General features: G+C 70.9%; 14 protein-coding genes and 1 pseudogene. 10 read left to right on the forward strand and 5 right to left on the reverse strand.

Annotation, left to right across the window (positions count from 1 at the left end):
• Positions 1-169: 169 nt before the first annotated feature.
• Positions 170-1162: a hypothetical protein gene (locus ACFWJX_RS38795; protein ID WP_383251532.1), complete on the forward strand. Its 993-nt coding sequence runs from the start codon at positions 170-172 to the stop codon at positions 1160-1162.
• A 53-nt stretch (positions 1163-1215) separates the two neighbouring features.
• On the opposite strand, the gene ACFWJX_RS38800 is transcribed toward ACFWJX_RS38795, so the two are convergent.
• The gene (locus tag ACFWJX_RS38800; protein WP_383251533.1) at positions 1216-1641 is read right to left on the reverse strand and encodes a Rieske (2Fe-2S) protein; all 426 of its coding nucleotides are present in this window, start codon (positions 1639-1641) and stop codon (positions 1216-1218) included.
• A gap of 374 nt (positions 1642-2015) precedes the next feature.
• Here ACFWJX_RS38800 and ACFWJX_RS38805 point away from each other — a divergent pair, with 374 nt between their 5' ends.
• Positions 2016-2927 carry a carbohydrate kinase gene (locus ACFWJX_RS38805; protein WP_383251535.1) on the forward strand — a complete coding sequence of 304 codons (912 nt, stop codon included), beginning with the start codon at positions 2016-2018 and terminating at the stop codon, positions 2925-2927.
• Positions 2928-2984: 57 nt separating this feature from the next.
• On the opposite strand, the gene uvrA is transcribed toward ACFWJX_RS38805, so the two are convergent.
• On the reverse strand, positions 2985-6005 hold the full coding sequence (gene uvrA, locus ACFWJX_RS38810; protein ID WP_383251537.1) for an excinuclease ABC subunit UvrA: 3021 nt from the start codon (positions 6003-6005) through the stop codon (positions 2985-2987).
• A 222-nt stretch (positions 6006-6227) separates the two neighbouring features.
• On the opposite strand from uvrA, the gene ACFWJX_RS38815 reads away from it, so the two are divergent.
• On the forward strand, positions 6228-6914 hold the full coding sequence (locus ACFWJX_RS38815) for a maleylpyruvate isomerase family mycothiol-dependent enzyme (protein ID WP_383251539.1): 687 nt from the start codon (positions 6228-6230) through the stop codon (positions 6912-6914).
• Between the two features lie 10 nt (positions 6915-6924).
• Positions 6925-7578, forward strand: a complete 654-nt coding sequence (locus ACFWJX_RS38820) for an MBL fold metallo-hydrolase (protein WP_383251540.1) — start codon at positions 6925-6927, stop codon at positions 7576-7578.
• Between the two features lie 545 nt (positions 7579-8123).
• On the opposite strand, the gene ACFWJX_RS38825 is transcribed toward ACFWJX_RS38820, so the two are convergent.
• Positions 8124-9755 (reverse strand): MFS transporter, encoded by a 1632-nt coding sequence (locus ACFWJX_RS38825; protein WP_383251543.1) that lies wholly within the window; start codon positions 9753-9755, stop codon positions 8124-8126.
• Between the two features lie 94 nt (positions 9756-9849).
• A complete protein-coding gene (locus tag ACFWJX_RS38830; protein ID WP_383251594.1) occupies positions 9850-10866 on the reverse strand; it encodes an NAD(P)/FAD-dependent oxidoreductase in 1017 nt (338 codons plus the stop codon).
• A 417-nt stretch (positions 10867-11283) separates the two neighbouring features.
• On the opposite strand from ACFWJX_RS38830, the gene ACFWJX_RS38835 reads away from it, so the two are divergent.
• From ACFWJX_RS38835 to ACFWJX_RS38855, 5 genes and pseudogenes are all read left to right on the forward strand, one after another.
• Positions 11284-11907, forward strand: coding sequence for a TetR/AcrR family transcriptional regulator (locus ACFWJX_RS38835; RefSeq protein WP_383251545.1), 624 nt, complete (start codon positions 11284-11286; stop codon positions 11905-11907).
• A 120-nt stretch (positions 11908-12027) separates the two neighbouring features.
• A pseudogene (locus tag ACFWJX_RS38840) lies at positions 12028-12216 on the forward strand (MBL fold metallo-hydrolase); the annotation flags it as partial.
• Between the two features lie 345 nt (positions 12217-12561).
• Positions 12562-13446, forward strand: coding sequence for an ABC transporter substrate-binding protein (locus tag ACFWJX_RS38845; protein ID WP_383251547.1), 885 nt, complete (start codon positions 12562-12564; stop codon positions 13444-13446).
• Complete coding sequence (locus ACFWJX_RS38850; RefSeq protein ID WP_383251549.1) at positions 13443-14360, forward strand: amino acid ABC transporter permease; 918 nt, start codon at positions 13443-13445, stop codon at positions 14358-14360. Before ACFWJX_RS38845 ends, ACFWJX_RS38850 begins: the two co-directional genes overlap by 4 nt.
• Positions 14357-15130: an amino acid ABC transporter ATP-binding protein gene (locus ACFWJX_RS38855; protein WP_383251551.1), complete on the forward strand. Its 774-nt coding sequence runs from the start codon at positions 14357-14359 to the stop codon at positions 15128-15130. The genes ACFWJX_RS38850 and ACFWJX_RS38855 overlap by 4 nt, the downstream gene beginning before the upstream one ends.
• Before the next feature lie 54 nt (positions 15131-15184).
• On the opposite strand, the gene aroQ is transcribed toward ACFWJX_RS38855, so the two are convergent.
• Positions 15185-15658, reverse strand: coding sequence for a type II 3-dehydroquinate dehydratase (gene aroQ / locus ACFWJX_RS38860; RefSeq protein WP_383251553.1), 474 nt, complete (start codon positions 15656-15658; stop codon positions 15185-15187).
• Between the two features lie 102 nt (positions 15659-15760).
• Between aroQ and ACFWJX_RS38865 the strand changes: the two genes are divergently transcribed.
• The gene (locus ACFWJX_RS38865; protein ID WP_383251555.1) at positions 15761-16807 is read left to right on the forward strand and encodes a S66 peptidase family protein; all 1047 of its coding nucleotides are present in this window, start codon (positions 15761-15763) and stop codon (positions 16805-16807) included.
• Positions 16808-16837: the final 30 nt, after the last annotated feature.

A 16837-nucleotide genomic window follows, 5' to 3' on the forward strand; every position in this document is an offset into this window, starting at 1 on the left:
GGCGTCAACTGTTGTCGGGACTAGGTCAACACGCTTCAATGCGGGGGAACTCCGGGCGGTGAACCTCACGCTACGGATGTGAAGGCGCGGCCCCGCGTCACAGGGCGGCCCGGTCACCCGCGCGAACGGTCCGACCAGCCGTCGCGAGCATTCACAGAGAGGCCCCTGCATGCCGCACGCCCCACAGCACGCGGACGCCGACGCGCACACCGTCACGGAGGCCGACGCCGAGGCCGTCTCCGGCGTCACCGCCGCGGACCTGGACGCCGCCCTGCGGGGCGGCCCCTTCCACGTCGCCCTGCGCGCCGCGATCGCCGCCCGTGGGCTGCCGCTCCAGCGCGTCCAGCACCATCTGTCGCGGCACGGGGTCAAGGTCGGCGTCACGAGCCTGAGCTACTGGCAGCAGGGGGCCCGGCGCCCGCAGCGCCCGGAGTCGCTCCGGGCCGTACGCGCCCTGGAGGAGATCCTCCAGCTGCCGGACGAGTCCCTGATCCGGCTGCTCGCGGAGACCGACGGGAAGGCGGCCGCCGGACAGCCGACGGGCCGTACGTACCGTTCGTTGCTGGCGGCCTCGGACGTCCTGGAGAAACTCCTCGTCGAACTGGAGTGCCCTCCGGACGACGGGCTGCACACCCTCGGCCATCATGAGCGGGTCCGCATCGGGGCGTGCCACGAGCTGCTGGAGCGCGAGTCCCAGCACATCGTGCGCGCCCACCGCGACGGCGTCGACCGTTTCGTCGCCGTCCACCACGGGGACCCGGGCTGCGCCCCGGAACGGATGAGCGTGCAGGCCCTGGAGAACTGCCGGACCGGCCGCGTCCGGCGGCACCACGACACCGGCGTCCTCGTGGCCGAGTTCCTCTTCGACACCCGCCTGCGCGCGGGTGACACCTTCCTCTTCGGCTACGCGGTCGAGGACGGCACCGCCGGGGCGTCCCGCGAGTACGTCCGCGGCTTCGACGCCCCGGGCGGCCAGTACGCCCTACAGGTCCGGTTCGACGAGAACGCGGTGCCGGTGCGCTGCCACCGCTTCACCCGGCACTCCGCGGCTGCCCCGCGCAGCGGCCGTCAGGAACTCGCCGTCGGCCGGCACCGCTCGGTGCACCTCGTCGAGCCGCGGGTGCGCTCGGGCATGGTGGGCATCGGGTGGGACTGGGAGTGAGCGGGCGGCCCGCTCGCGGGTGAGTGCCGACCGGGGCGCGGGCGGCCGGCAGGTCAGGCGGCCGGCCCCGACACGATCTTGCCGTTCTCCGACCTGACCGGGAGCGCGTTCAGGGGGACGGTCGCCGGTGCCCGCAGCACCTCGCCGGTCGTGGCGTCGAACTCGCTGCCGTGGCAGGGACAGATCAGGGTCGTCCCGTCGAGCTTGTTGATGGGACACCCCGCGTGCGTGCAGATCGAGCTGTACGCCTTCAGCTCCCCGCTCTCCGACCGGCTGACCACCACGTTGTGGTCGCGGTAGAGCTTGGCGCCCCCCTTGACGACCTCGCCGTCCGCGCCCAGCTCGACCGGCGCGGTCGGCGTGGCGGGCGCGCTGGTCCCGCCGGCCGGCGAACAGGCGGCCGTACCGAGCCCGGCGGCAGGCGCGAGGGCCGCTCCCCGCAGGACGGTACGACGGGTCGCTGACGGGCGGGCGGGCATGAGGATCTCCAGGGTTCGGGTACGCGGGGAGGCCGCAGACGGGGCGGACCGCGGGGGACGGCCGCACGGCACATGGCCGACGGGTCGCCTGCCCCGCGCACGATACCGGCAGGGATCACAGCCGACGGCGGCGGGTTGCCCCGGAATGCGGCAGGTTGTGCCAGGGGTTGCGAAGGAGCGTGCGAGGTTGTGTGGACGTGAACGCTTGCGTCAGCGTGTATGTCCACCGTCCGATGGTCGAGGGGGAGACCACGCCCGAGCCGTGGACGTCATGAAAGCCATGAGACCCATGAGATCCGTCGGTCCTGTGGAACCCTTGTCACCGACACAGCCGAGCGGTGCGCTCACCGAGCCACCGGAGAGAGGAACCCCCCGTGATCGTCGTCGCCGGTGAGGCCCTGATCGACCTGGTACCGCAGGGCTCCGGCGCCCTCGCGGCTCTGCAGCCGGCCCTGGGCGGCGGCCCGTACAACACGGCCGTGGCCCTGGGCCGCCTCGGCTCCCCCACCGCCTTCTGCTCGCGCATCTCCTACGACGCCTTCGGCGAGGCGCTCCTCGACCGGCTGCGGGACTCCGGAGTGGACGTGTCGGCGGTGCAGCGCGGCGCGGAGCCGACCACCCTCGCGGTCGCCACGCTGGACGGGAACGGCTCGGCCGCCTACTCCTTCTACGTCGAGGGCACCGCCGACCGGCTGTTCACCGCCCCGGCCGGCCTGCCCGCCGGAACCCGGGCGGTGTCCTTCGGCACCTGCTCGCTCGTCCTGGAGCCGGGCGCCGGCGCGTACGAGGAGCTGATGCGGACGGCGGCCGGGCAGGGCGTGTTCACCGCTCTGGACCCGAACATCCGGCCGGGTCTGATCCCCGACGCCGACGCCTACCGGGCCCGCTTCAAGAGCTGGCTGCCGTCGGTGTCCTTGCTCAAGCTCTCCGAGGAGGACGCCCTGTGGCTGGGCGGCACCCCGCGCGAGTGGCTGGCCGCCGGGCCCGCCGCCGTCGTGATCACGCACGGTGGTGACGGGCTGACCGCCTTCACCCAGGACGGCTCCGTGTACCCGGTGCCCGGCGAGAAGGTCGACGTCGTGGACACCATCGGCGCCGGTGACACCGTGAACGCGGCGCTGCTGCACGCCCTTTCCGTCCAGGACGCCCTTTCACCGGCGGCCGTCGCGGACCTGGGCCACGACGGCTGGCAACGGCTGCTGCGCTTCGCGGCCCGCGCGGCAGCTGTCACCTGCTCCCGGGCGGGCGCGGAACCGCCGTACGCCTCCGAACTCGGCGAGCTGTGAACGGCGGGCGCCCCGCGGGGAGTTTCCCGCGGGGCGCCGTCCTGCCTGTGCGGCGTCCTACTTCTGTGCCGCCTTCTTCGCGGCAGCCGCCTTCGTCGTGGCCCCGGCGGGCTTCTTCGCCGCCGCGCTGTTGGCGGTCGCCTTGGCGGTGGCCGTCTTCCTCGCCGTCGTCCTGGCCGCGACCGCCTTCTTCGCCGCCGTCTTGCGCGGGGCCTTCACCGGCTCCGCGTCGCTGACGCGGTCGCCGAGGACCTCGCGCAGGAACTTGCCGGTGTGACTGGCCGGGATCCCGGCCACCTCCTCCGGCGTGCCCTCGGCGACGACGATGCCGCCGCCCGCGCCGCCCTCGGGACCCATGTCGACGACCCAGTCGGCGGTCTTGATCACATCGAGGTTGTGCTCGATGACGATGACCGTGTTGCCCTTCTCCACGAGGCCGGAGAGGACCTTGAGGAGCTTGCTGATGTCCTCGAAGTGCAGACCCGTGGTCGGCTCGTCCAGGACGTAGACCGTGCGGCCGGTGGAGCGGCGCTGGAGCTCGCTGGCGAGCTTGACGCGCTGTGCCTCACCGCCGGACAGGGTGGTCGCGGACTGGCCGAGACGGACGTAGCCGAGGCCGACGTCCTTGAGGGTGTTGAGGTGGCGGGCGATCGCGGGGACGGCCGCGAAGAACTCGGTCGCCTCCTCGATCGGCATGTTCAGGACCTCGGCGATGGACTTGCCCTTGTAGTGGACTTCCAGGGTCTCCCGGTTGTAGCGGGCACCGTGGCAGACCTCGCACGGGACGTAGACGTCCGGGAGGAAGTTCATCTCGATCTTGATGGTGCCGTCGCCCGCGCAGTTCTCGCAGCGGCCGCCCTTGACGTTGAAGGAGAAGCGGCCGGGCATGTAGCCGCGGACCTTCGCCTCGGTGGTCTCGGCGAACAGCTTGCGGACGTGGTCGAAGACGCCGGTGTAGGTCGCCGGGTTCGACCGCGGCGTGCGGCCGATGGGCGACTGGTCGACGTGTACGACCTTGTCGACGAGGTCGTCGCCGTCCACGCGCGTGTGGCGCCCCGGCACGTTCCTCGCGCCGTTCAGTTCCCGGGCCAGGTGGGTGTACAGGATGTCGTTGACCAGGGTCGACTTGCCGGAGCCGGACACGCCCGTGACCGCGGTGAAGACGCCCAGCGGGAAGGAGACGTCGATGTCCCGCAGGTTGTTCTCGCGGGCCCCCCGCACAGTCAGCTGCCGGGTCGGGTCGAGCGGGCGCCGGATGTCGGGCAGCGGGATGGCCTTCTTGCCGGACAGGTACTGCCCGGTCTGCGACTCGTCATTGGCGAGCAGCTCCTTGAGGGAGCCGCTGTGCACGACCTTGCCGCCGTGCTCCCCCGCGCCGGGGCCGATGTCGACGATCCAGTCGGCGACCTTGATGGTGTCCTCGTCGTGCTCGACGACGATGAGCGTGTTGCCCATGTCGCGCAGCCGGACGAGGGTCTCGATCAGCCGGTGGTTGTCGCGCTGGTGCAGGCCGATGGACGGCTCGTCGAGGACGTACAGCACGCCGACGAGGCCGGAGCCGATCTGGGTGGCCAGGCGGATGCGCTGGGCCTCACCGCCGGAGAGGGTGCCGGCGGCGCGGTTGAGCGAGAGGTAGTCCAGGCCGACGTCGACGAGGAACCGGAGTCGCTCGTTGACCTCCTTCAGGACGCGCTCGGCGATCTTCTTGTCGCGCGCGTCGAGCTTCAGCGCGCCCAGGAACTCCGCGCAGTCGCTGATCGACATCGCGGCGACCTCGGCGATGGACTTCTCCATGACCGTGACCGCGAGGACGATCGGCTTGAGCCGGGTGCCCTCACAGGTGGGACAGGGCACCTCGCGCATGTAGCCCTCGAAGCGCTCGCGGCTGGCGTCACTCTCGGCCTCGCTGTGCCGGCGCTTCACGAACGGAACGGCGCCCTCGAACGGCGTCGTGTACACGCGCTCGCGGCCGTACCGGTTGCGGTAGCGGACCTCGATCTGCGTCTTGTGGCCGTGGAGGAGGGCCTTCCTGGCGCGCTGCGGCAGTCCCGCGAACGGGATGTCGGTCCGGAAACCGAGCGCCTCGGCGAGCGCCCCGATCAGGCGGCCGAAGTAGTCCTTGGTGTGCCCGTGGGACCAGGGGTGGATGGCGCCCTCGTCGAGGGACTTGTCCTCGTCGGGGACGATCAGCTCGGGGTCGACCTCCATGCGCGTGCCGATGCCGGAGCAGTCGGGGCAGGCGCCGAAGGGCGAGTTGAAGGAGAAGGAGCGGGGCTCCAGCTCCTCGAAGGACAGGTCGTCGTAGGCGCAGTACAGGTGCTCGGAGTACATGCGCTCGCGCTCGGGGTCACCCTCGGGCAGGTCGACGAAGTCGAGCACGACCATGCCGCCGGACAGCCCGAGGGCGGTCTCGACGGAGTCGGTGAGCCGGCGCTTGGCGGACTCCTTCACCGTGAGGCGGTCGATGACCACCTCGATGGTGTGCTTCTCCTGCTTCTTCAGCGTGGGCGGGGTGGAGAGCTGGACGGTCTCGCCGTCCACCCGCGCGCGGCTGTATCCCTTGGTCTGGAGATCGGCGAACAGGTCGACGAACTCGCCCTTGCGCTCGCGGACCAGCGGAGACAGCACCTGGAAGCGGCTGCCCTCGGGCAGCTCCAGCACCTTGTCGACGATGGCCTGCGGCGACTGGCGCGAGATGGGGCGGCCGCACTCGGGACAGTGCGGCTTGCCGATGCGCGCGAAGAGCAGACGCAGGTAGTCGTAGACCTCGGTGATGGTGCCGACCGTGGAGCGCGGGTTGCGCGAGGTCGACTTCTGGTCGATGGAGACCGCCGGGGAGAGGCCCTCGATGAAGTCGACGTCCGGCTTGTCCATCTGGCCGAGGAACTGGCGGGCGTACGAGGAGAGGGACTCGACGTAGCGCCGCTGCCCCTCGGCGAAGATCGTGTCGAAGGCCAGCGAGGACTTGCCCGACCCCGACAGGCCCGTGAAGACGATGAGCGAGTCGCGCGGCAGGTCGAGCGAGACATTCTTGAGGTTGTGCTCGCGCGCGCCACGGACGATGAGACGGTCGGCCACGCCGGTCCGCACCTTTCTTGAGAGAAGTGACAGGGGCGGGGCCCCCGTCTTTCCCAGACTAGGGGGAGCCACTGACAACGCCGGTCGGATTCACGGGTTGACAACAATCCCCTGCCATCCAGCATGCCCGACGCCGTCATCGACCTTATAGCACGTACATTCGATTCACGGTGGTTGTCGGCCACCTTCACCCGAAGGTGTGGCGGGACTAGGGTCAGCACCATGATTGATCACGCTCATGACCTGGAGTCTGTACGTGACGCGACGGAGCGGCTGCTCACCGCAGTCGCCGAACTGGACAACGCGTCCGTGACGCAGTCGTCACGCCTGCCGGGCTGGAGCCGCGGCCACGTCCTCGCCCACCTCGCCCGAAACGCCGACGCTCTGGTGAACGTCCTCCAGGGCCGTCCCATGTACGTCGACGCGACCGTGCGGGACGCCGACATCGAGCGGGACGCCCCTCGCCCCCTGGACGTCCAGCTCGCGGACCTCCGGGACAGCGCCGCCCGCTTCCAGGAGGCCGGCGCCGCCCCCGCGGACTGGTCGCGCACGGTCGAGCTGCGCAACGGCGTCACCGACGCCGCGGCGAGGGTGCCGTTCCGGCGATGGGCCGAGGTGGAGCTGCACCACGTGGACCTCGGGATCGGCTACGAGCTGGAGGATCTGCCGGAGGAGTTCGTCGTACGGGAGACCGACTTCCTGGCGGAACGCTTCGGCGGCCACACCGATGTTCCGCCGACACGTCTCACTGACGGCACGCGCGCGTGGCGTACCGGCCGGGAGGCGGACGGCCCCGAGGTGACCGTCACCGGCACCGGTGCCGACCTTCTGGGCTGGCTCGCCGGGCGCCGCGACGGCTCCCCGCTGACCGTCGACGGCGGGACGCTCCCGGTCCTCCCCCCGCTATAGGCTGGCGGTCATGACGTACAGCGGAGAGGTGCGGGTCGGCGGCTCGGCGGACGTGCACGAGCTGAAGGACCTGATGATCACCAAGATCGCGGTCGGCCCGATGAACAACAACGCCTATCTGCTGCGTTGCCGGGCCACGGACGAGCAGCTCCTGATCGACGCGGCCAACGAGGCCCGGACGCTGCTCGGCATGATCGGTGACGACGGCATCGCCTCCGTCGTCACCACGCACCGGCACGGAGATCACTGGCAGGCGCTCGCCGAGGTCGTCGCGGCCACCCGCGCGCGTACGTACGCCGGCCGGGACGACGCCGAGGGCATTCCGGTGCCGACCGACGTCCCGGTCGACGACGGCGACGTGATCCGGGTGGGCGATGTGCAGCTCACCGCACGCCATCTCGTCGGACACACGCCGGGCTCGATCGCCCTCGTGTACGACGACCCGCACGGGCATCCGCACGTGTTCACGGGTGACTGTCTCTTCCCGGGGGGCCCTGGCCGGACAACACAGGCCGCAGAGTTCAACTCCCTGATGAACGGCCTGGAGACCAAGCTGTTCGACGTCCTTCCGGACGAGACCTGGATCTATCCCGGCCACGGCAACGACACCACCATCGGCACGGAGCGGCCCCACCTCGCGGAGTGGCGCGCACGAGGCTGGTAACCGTCCAACGCCGACCGCCCCTGTTTCGAAACCGAAGCGGGGGCGGTCGCGCATTCAGGCCCGTTCCGCGCTCGGGAGGGTCATGCCCCACGGACGGTGGCCTCCAGAGCACCGTCACCGACGCCGGCAGCGGTGACCGTCATGATCAGGGGGACTGTTGCATGGGCTGCGGTCTGCCGGGCCGGGTTCACCTGGCAGGCAGCGGAACCTCCCACTTCTCCGCAATCCATCCCTTCGGCTCCCAGCCGTACTACGGGCTCGAAACACCCGCACGCAGCTGGAGGCCGCGCTCAAGCGGGCTGCGACCGCCGCTGTCACCTCACGGCCCTTGGCCTCCGGGCCGCCCCGGGCTCTCCTGCGGGGCGGCCCGGAGGCCAAGGACGGTGAGGTGTTCCGGCAGAGGATCCGCGTGGCCGTGGACCGTGGACCACGCCCGCGCCCTGCGCGTCTCGCGCCGCCGGGCTCCTGCCCGACGCGCCTGGCGGGCGACCCGGCGGAGGTGGTGCCCGTCGCTCCGGCGATCCAGTGGACGCCCCGTCGGCGATCTATCGGGTGGACCCGGTGTGCTCCCGCACAGTCGCCGCCTCGCTCGCCGTCGTCCCGGCCCCCGGCTCGGCGCTCTTCCTCGCGAACCCGCGCCGGCCCGGCAGGACCGCGAGGACGATCAGTGTTCCGGCGGCCATGATGATCCCGCCGATGAGGCTGGTCTGGGCGACGCCGTGGGCGAAGGCCTGGTGGACGGCGTCCACGGCGGCCTGGGCCTGCTGGGGCCCGGCGGAGGGATCCTGCCCGACCCGCTCCGCGACGGCCAGGCCGGCGCCGACCGAGTCCTTGGCGGTCTCCATCGCCTCCGCCGGGAGCCGGTTGCCCACCAGGTCGGTCAGCTCGTCCCGGTAGGCCGTGCCCAGCAGCGAGCCCAGCACCGCGATGCCCAGCGCCCCGCCCAGCTCCAGCGCGGTGTCGTTGACACCGCCGCCGACGCCCAGCTCGGACTCGGGGAAGGAGCCCATGATCGTGTCGGTCGCCGGGGAGATGGCCAGTCCGAGCGCGAGGCCCAGCATCATCAGCGGCGCCAGGAAGTCCCCGTACGTCGACCCCTTGTCGATCTGGGTGAGCAGGAACATGCCCGCCGTGCCGATGGCCAGGCCGGTCACGGCCATCACCTTCACCCCCAGCTTCGGGGCGAGCATCCCGGTCACCGCGGACCCGAGGAACACCGCACCGCCCAGCGGCAGCAGCCGTACACCCGTGTCCAGGGCACCGTAGCCGAGGACGAACTGCAGGAACTGCGTCGAGTAGTAGATCACGGCGAACATACCGAAGAAGAAGAACATCACCGCGAGCATCGAGCCGGTGAAGGGCCGCAGCGCGAACTTTCGGACGTCCAGCATCGGGTGCGGGTGCCGCAGCTCCCAGGCGACGAAGGCGACCAGACCGGCACCGGCGACCACGGCGGCGGTGACGGGGCCGGCGCCCCAGCCGGAGTGCGGGCCCTCGATGGCGGCGTAGATCAGGGAGCCGACGGAGACGATCGACAGCAGACCACCGACGTAGTCGATCCGGCCCATGCCCTCCGCCTTGGACGGCGGTACCAGGGCGAGCGCGCCGAACACGGCGAGGACGGCGATCGGCACGTTGATCAGGAAGGTCGAGCCCCAGGCGTGGTCCTCGAGCAGCCAGCCGGAGACCAGCGGGCCGACGGCTACCGCCACCCCGGAGGTCGCGGCCCAGGCGGTGATGGCCTTGGCCCGCTCGCTCCGGGGGAAGGTCGCGACCACCAGGGACAGCGTGGCCGGCATAACGACCGCGGCACCGACACCCATGATCGCGCGGGCCACGATGACCAGCGAGGTCTCGTCGACCATGCTCCCCATCACCGAACCGCCGGCGAAGATCAGCAGACCCAGCACCAGCGCGCCGCGTCGGCTGTACTTGTCGCCGATCGCGCCCAGCACCAGCATCAGCGCCGCGTACGGAACGGTGTAGGAGTCGACGACCCACTGCAGATCACTGCTGCTCAGGCCCAGGTCGGTGGTCATGTCGGGGGCGGCGACGATCAGCGACGTGTTCGCCATCACCGTGATCAGCAGGCTCAGACACAGCACGAGCAGCGCCCACCAGCGCCGCGCGTACGGCCCGGTCATCTTCTCCACGGGGGTGTTTGCACGGAAGGGCATCAGTAGCTCCTGAGAGGGACGGGGCGGACGAGCGGAATCACTTGATTGCCCGCGAAGCGAGCGGGCGACGGGCTGAGATCTTCGGGCTTCAAGATCACCCTGTGGCCCCTTGTGGGCTTCCCCCGGCGATCCCCTGGAGGGCCGCGTCGGTGTCCGCGATGGCCAGCATCCTGTTGATGTCGGCGCCGGCCAGTGCGCCGGCCGCTGCGGAGGCCCCGACCTGGGCGACCAGATCGGTGGCGTTGCCGGCCACCCACACGCCTGGCACCTCGGTGGTGCCGGCCATACCGGAGGCGAAACCGCGGCCCGTCGGCAGGTCCCGCACCGGCAGGCCCAGACCTTCCAGACCCTGGGTGCGGGCCTGCATAGGCGCGGCGACCGCGACGACGCGGCGGGCCACGATCTGGCCGTCGGCCAGGCGCACCCCGGCGAGGGCACCGTCCTCGTCGTTGACGACCTCGGTGACCGGGGTGTCGATGACGCGGATGCCGCGGGCGGCGAAGCGGGCGCGGCTGTCCTCGTCCAGGTCAGTGCCGTGGGTGAAGTAGGTCAGGTCCTCGGTCAGCTGACGGAACAACAACGCGTGGCCGATGGAGGCCGCGCCGGTGGCGAGGATGCCGATGGGCTCATCGCGCACCTCCCAGCCGTGGCAGTACGGGCAGTGCACCACACGGTGCCCCCAGTGCTCGGCGAGCCCGGGCACCTGTGGCAGCACATCCGTGAGGCCGGTGGCCACCAGGATGCGGCGGGCGGTGATGCGGCGGCCGTCGGCCAGGGTGACGGTGAAGCGCAGGTCCCCGTCCGCCGACGGGGCGGCGGACTCGGCCGAGACCACCTCGCCGAACACGACGCGTCCGCCGTACTGGCGCACCTGCTCCCGGCCCCGTCGAAGGATCTCGGACGGCGGGGTGCCGTCCAGGGCGATGAGGCCGTGCACGGCCTCCGCGGGCGCGTTGCGCGGGGAGCCGCTGTCGATCACGACGACCGAGCGGCGGGAGCGGGCGAGGATCAGTGCACCGTTCAGCCCCGCGGCGCCCCCGCCGATCACCACCGCGTCGACGGTCTCCTCGGCCAGTGCGTCGCTCGCGTACGGAGTAGTCGCCACAGCCATGGCCTCCTGCCTTTCCTTGTCAGTCATGGTTCGGTCGACCCTTCGAGTTCTGGGTGGTGGGAGGGGTGGCAGCTGTTCAGGAAGCCCAGGATGTGGTCGGCGACCGTCTTGGGCTGTTCGAGGTGCAGGAAGTGCCCCGCGCCGAGGACAGCCCGACGTTCGTGACGTACAGATCCAGTCCGGCGATGAAACTCGCCGTCGCCAGGACCGCGAGATCAGACCGGGCCTTGCCGGCCTGGAATGCATCGCAATGCCGGGCGGCGCGGAGGAGTGCAAAGGCATGAGTTGCTCTCCATCGCGCCAGGCGTGCACGCACCCTGTCGGTGAGCTCAGGACGGTTATGTACTGAACAGTCAGAAACCTAGGCGGTTCTGTACTGAGTTGTCAACAAGGGCGGGTCGGCTTTACCTTCGGTGTATGGCGAGACCACGCAGCTTCGACCCCGACCACGTCCTCCATGCCGCCGAGCGGCAGTTCCGCACCTCTGGCTACAACGGCACGAGCGTCGACGACATCAGCGCCGCCACCGGCCTGGGCCGCGGCAGCCTCTATGCCGCGTTCGACGGCAAGCACGGCGTGCTGCTGCAGGCGATGGCCGGCTACTTCGCCCGGCTGGGGCAGTTTGCGCCGAAGGCGCTCGCCGGACCGGACGAGGGTGCCCTGGAACGACTGCACGCGTACTTGCTCCGCGCCGTCCACGGGGTGCCACTCGCCGCCGACGTACCCCCCGCCCCCGACCGGGCGGCGGCGGCCTGCTTCGCCGCCAAGATGGCCCTGGAGATCGGCGCCTCCGACTCCGAGGTGAAACGCCTGGCCAACGACTGCTTCTCCGTGCTCGCGACGGCGGTGGCCGAGTGTGTGCGAGCGGCGCAGCGCAACGGCGACATCGACCCCGACGCGGATCCCGACGACCTTGCGTACCTTCTGCTGACCATCATCCGCGGGACCGATGTCGTAGGCGCGTACGGCCACAGTCCCGCCCGCCTGACCTCGATTGCGGAGAGCGCGTTCGCCTTGCTGCCTCGCCCGCGCCACCACTGACAAGGGCACGGCCGGCCTCATTGCACAGGCATCTGATGCGGTCGGCCCACTTCGACGCCGCGGAGGCACGGCCCGTAGGTTTACGCGCCGCCGTGACCTCGTGTGTTGGCGCGTGCTGTGGTGTTCCCGGGCGGCGTGGGCAACACCCGCAAGGACCCCGAGGCGTTCGCCCGGCTGATCCACGACGTCGAGACGAAGATCTTCGACGTGCTCCCGGACGAGACCTGGGTCTATCCAGGACAAGGGAACGACACCACCCTGGGCGACGAGCGCCCGCACCTGCCGGAGTGGCACGCGCGCGGGTGGTGAATTGCGCCGCGCGCACCTGACGTCAGGGATGTACCGGCCCTCGCTGCGCGTGCGGCATCAGGGGCGCGCACAGCCGCACGCGCGCCCCGTGTGAAAGCCGTGCACGCGCCGACAGCTCGCGCGCGCTCCCCGCGGCGTCCGATGGCGCGGTCAACTGGGTGCAGCCCCGCGCGGGACGACGGCTCCGGCGCGGACGGGCCGCCGGTCTCGTTCCCCGCCCTCGACCGGCGGCCCCGGCGCGTTCTGGTCCCCCAGTGTTCACACGACCGCAACACCCGTTCCCACCATGCGGGAAGACACTCCTGTGACCTCGACAAACACGGCGTTCGCTGCCAGTCTCCCGCCATGCGCCCTGCCCCTCGTACCCTGCGCCGCGCTGTCGCCGGCATCACCGTCGCCCTCCTCGCCACCGCCGTCGGCTGTGCACCGCAGCCGGACGAGAAGGCGGCCGCCTCGCCGTCCGGTTCCAGCGGAGACACCTGCGCCAAGGGCAAGTTGGCCACCAGGACCTCCGGCACCCTGACGATCGCCACCGACGAGCCCGCGTACGAGCCGTGGTTCAAGGACGGCAAGCCCGCGAGCGGCGAGGGCTTCGAATCGGCGGTGGCGTACGCCGTGGCCGAGCAGCTCGGGTACGACAAGAGCGCCGTGGTCTGGCAGAGCGTGCCCTTCAACAAGGCGTTCGCGCCCGGTGTGAAGACCTTCGACTTCGACATCAACCAGGTCTCGATCAGCGACGAGCGCAAGAAGGCCGTGGACTTCTCGTCCGGCTACTACGACGTGCGCCAGGCCGTCATCGCGCTGAAGGGCTCCAAGGCCGCGAGCGCGAAGGGCATCGCCGACCTCAAGGGCCTCAAGCTCGGCGCCCAGGTCGGGACCACCAGCCTCGACTACATCGACGACGTGGTGAAGCCGGCCGGGGCCGCGGCCGTCTACGCCAAGAACGACCAGGCCAAGTCCGCCCTGAAGAACGGCCAGGTCGACGCCATCGTCACCGACCTGCCGACCGCCTTCTACATCACCGCGGCCGAGGTCACGGACGCCCGGATCGTCGGGCAGTTCGCGAACAAGGGCGGTACGCCGGAGCAGTTCGGGCTCGTGCTCGACAAGGGCAGCGCGCTCACCTCCTGCGTGACGGACGCCGTGGACACCCTGCGCGAGAACGGCACGCTGGCGAGGATCGAGCAACGGTGGCTCTCCGACGCCGTCGACGCCCCGGTGCTCAAGTGACGCTCGTGAAGGAGCAGTCGGAGCCCGAGGGAGCCGACGACAAGGGCGGCACGGACCCTGCGGGCGGCGGGTACGTGCCCTCACCGCGGCGGCTGGATCGCGAGCGCCACAAACGCGCGCGTACCCGCCGCGCGACGGCGATCGCCGCGGTCTCCACCCTGGTCACCGGCGTCGTCCTCTACCTGGTCGTGGTGAGCGCGCCGGGCTGGCAGCGCACCAAGGAGACGTTCTTCGACGGGCAGTACGCGCGCGAGGCGTTCCCCAAGGTCCTCGAGGGGCTCTGGCTGAACGTGCGGCTGCTGCTCGTCTGCGGAGCCGCCGTGCTGGTCCTCGGCATGCTCATCGCCGTCGCCCGCACCCTGCGCGGTCCCGTCTTCTTCCCGCTGCGGGTGCTCGCGGCCGCCTACACCGACTTCTTCCGCGGTCTGCCGCTGATCATCAACCTGATGATCGTGGTGCTGGGCGTGCCGGCCCTGCGCCTCCAGGGCGTGACCGTCGACCCGGTCCTGCTCGGCGGTACGGCCCTGACGCTGACGTACTCGGCGTACGTGGCCGAGGTGTTCCGCGCCGGCATCGAGTCCGTCCACCCCTCGCAGCGCGCCGCGGCCCGCTCCCTGGGCCTGAGCAACCGGCAGGCCCTGCGGCACGTCGTGCTCCCCCAGGCCGTGCGCCGTCAGGTGCCGCCGCTGCTGAACGACCTGGTGTCCCTCCAGAAGGACACCGGGCTGGTGTCGATCGGCGGCGCGATCGACGCCGTACGCGCGGCGGACATCATCGCGGGCCGCAGCCTCAACTACACGCCGTACGTCGTCGCGGGGCTGGTCTTCGTGGCGCTGACCATCCCGATGACCCGGTTCACGGACTGGGTGACGGCCCGGATGGACCGTCAGCGGGCCCAGGGAGGAACGACATGAGCGACGCGTCCGCCTCCCCCGGCGGCTCCCCCGTGCTGCGGATGGAGGCCGTCCGCAAGACCTTCGGCGACTCCTTGGTCCTGCGGGACGTCGACCTGGAGGTCGCCCCGCACACGGTGACCGCGTTGATCGGCGCCTCCGGCTCCGGCAAGTCCACGCTGCTGCGCTGCGCCAACCTGCTGGAGGACATCGACGACGGCGCGATCTGGCTGGACGGCGAGGAGATCACCGACCCGCGTGCCGACCCGGACGCGGTACGGCGCCGTATCGGCGTGGTCTTCCAGGCGTACAACCTGTTCCCGCACATGACGGTGCTGGAGAACATCACGCTCGCTCCTCGCCGGGTGCACGGCGTCGCCCGTGCGGAAGCCGAGAGGCACGCCGGGGAACTGCTGGAGCGGCTCGGGCTGGGTGGGAAGGCGGGCGAGTACCCGGACCGGCTCAGCGGCGGCCAGCAACAGCGTGTCGCCATCGTGCGCGCGCTGGCCGTACGTCCCCGGCTGCTGCTGCTGGACGAGATCACCGCGGCCCTGGACCCGGAGCTGGTGGGCGAGGTCCTGAACGTGGTGCGGGACTTGAAGGGCGACGGCATGACCATGGTGCTGGCCACCCACGAGATGGGCTTCGCCCGCGAGGTCGCCGACCAGGTCTGCTTTCTGGACGGAGGCGTGGTGCTGGAGCACGGCACCCCCGAGCAGGTCTTCGGCGACCCCCGGCAGGAGCGCACGAGGCGCTTCCTGCGGCGGATCGTGGAGGCCGGGCGCCTGTGAGAGTTGCGGTAAGGGGCGCCCGCCCGGAGCCCGGTGCTTACGCGTGGCCGGTGCTCACGTGCTCGCCTGCCCCACCCCCGCCAGCGCGGCGACGCGCTCGACGGCGAACACGTAGCCCTGCACTCCGCAGCCCGCGATGACGCCGTCGGCGCGCAGGGAGACGTACGAGTGATGCCGGAAGGTCTCGCGCTGGTGGATGTTGGAGATGTGGACCTCCAGCACCGGCAGGCCGTCGCAGGTGTTGAGCGCGTCGAGAATCGCGATCGACGTGTGCGAGTAGGCGCCGGGATTGATCACGACGCCGCAGTGGTTCTGCCGCGCCTCGTGGATCCAGTCCACCAGCTCGCCCTCGTGGTTGGACTGCCGGAAGTCCACCGTGCCACCGTGCGCCGCCGCGGCCTTCGCGCAGAGCGCCTCGACGTCGGCGAGCGTGTCGGAGCCGTAGATCTCCGGCTGGCGCTGCCCCAGAAGGTTCAGGTTGGGGCCGTTGAGAATCATGATGGGGGCGTTGGCCAGGGTGCGGGGCAAGGTTTCCTCCGGTCCGTTCGGCGTGGGGCGGCCCGTCGGACCGCTGCTCGGACCCGGTTTATCACGGTGAAACAGCAGGACCGGAAGCCATAGCCTCTTGGCATGACCACACCGTCGTATCCTCCCAAGCCCTCGCCCGGTGACCGCATAGCCGTCCTCTCGCCGGGCGCGGGCCTGCCGGGACTCTTCCCGGTCCCCCACGAACTGGGCCTGGAACGGCTGCGCAAGGAGTTCGGCCTCGAGCCGGTCGAGTACCCGACGACCCGCAGGATGGGCGCGACGCCGCGGGAGCGGGCCGACGACGTCCACGCGGCCTTCGCCGACCCCGAGATCAAGGCGGTCATCGCGTCGATCGGCGGTGACGACCAGATCACCGTCCTGCCGCTGCTGGACCGCGAGTTGATCCGGGCCAACCCGAAGCCGTTCTTCGGGACGAGCGACAACACCAACCTGCTCGCCTTCCTGTACAACACCGGAATCGTCGGCTACCACGGCGCGACCGTGATGGTCCAGCTCGGGCGGCCGGTGGCCATGGACCCGCTGACCGCGGAATCCCTGCGGGCGGCCCTGTTCACCTCGGGCCGGTACGAACTGCGGCCCGCCGAGCGCTGGAACGACGTCAACCGCGACTGGGCCGACCCGGCGACCTTCGAGTCGGAACCGGAGACCCGGCCTGGCACCGGCTGGATCTGGCGCAACGCCGACCGGGTGGTCGAGGGCCGCGGCTGGGGCGGCTGCCTGGAGATCCTCTCCTGGCTCCTGATGGCCGACCGCGAGATCTCCCACGACCTGTCGGTGTACGACGGCGGCGTGCTGTTCCTGGAGACCTCGGAGGAACTGCCCAGCGGCACGGAGGTCTTCCGGATCCTTCGCAACATGGGCGAGCGCGGTCTCCTCCAGCGGTTCTCCGCGTTCCTGATGGCCCGCGCCAAGACCTGGTCCTTCGAACAGCCCAACAGCCCGGCCGACGCCGCCCGGTACGCCGTGGAGCAGCGCGAGGCCGTACTGAGCGCACTCGAGATCTACGCGCCCGACACCCTCGCCGTCTTCGACGTGGACTTCGGCCACACGGAGCCGCAGCTCGTTCTCCCCTACGGCGGCACGATCCGCGTCGACGGCCCGGAACGGCGCATCACCGTCACCTACTGAGCCCCGCGACACGCGTCGCGACACCGTGCG

The organism is Streptomyces sp. NPDC058335 (assembly GCF_042723915.1).
Lineage (GTDB): Bacteria > Actinomycetota > Actinomycetes > Streptomycetales > Streptomycetaceae > Streptomyces.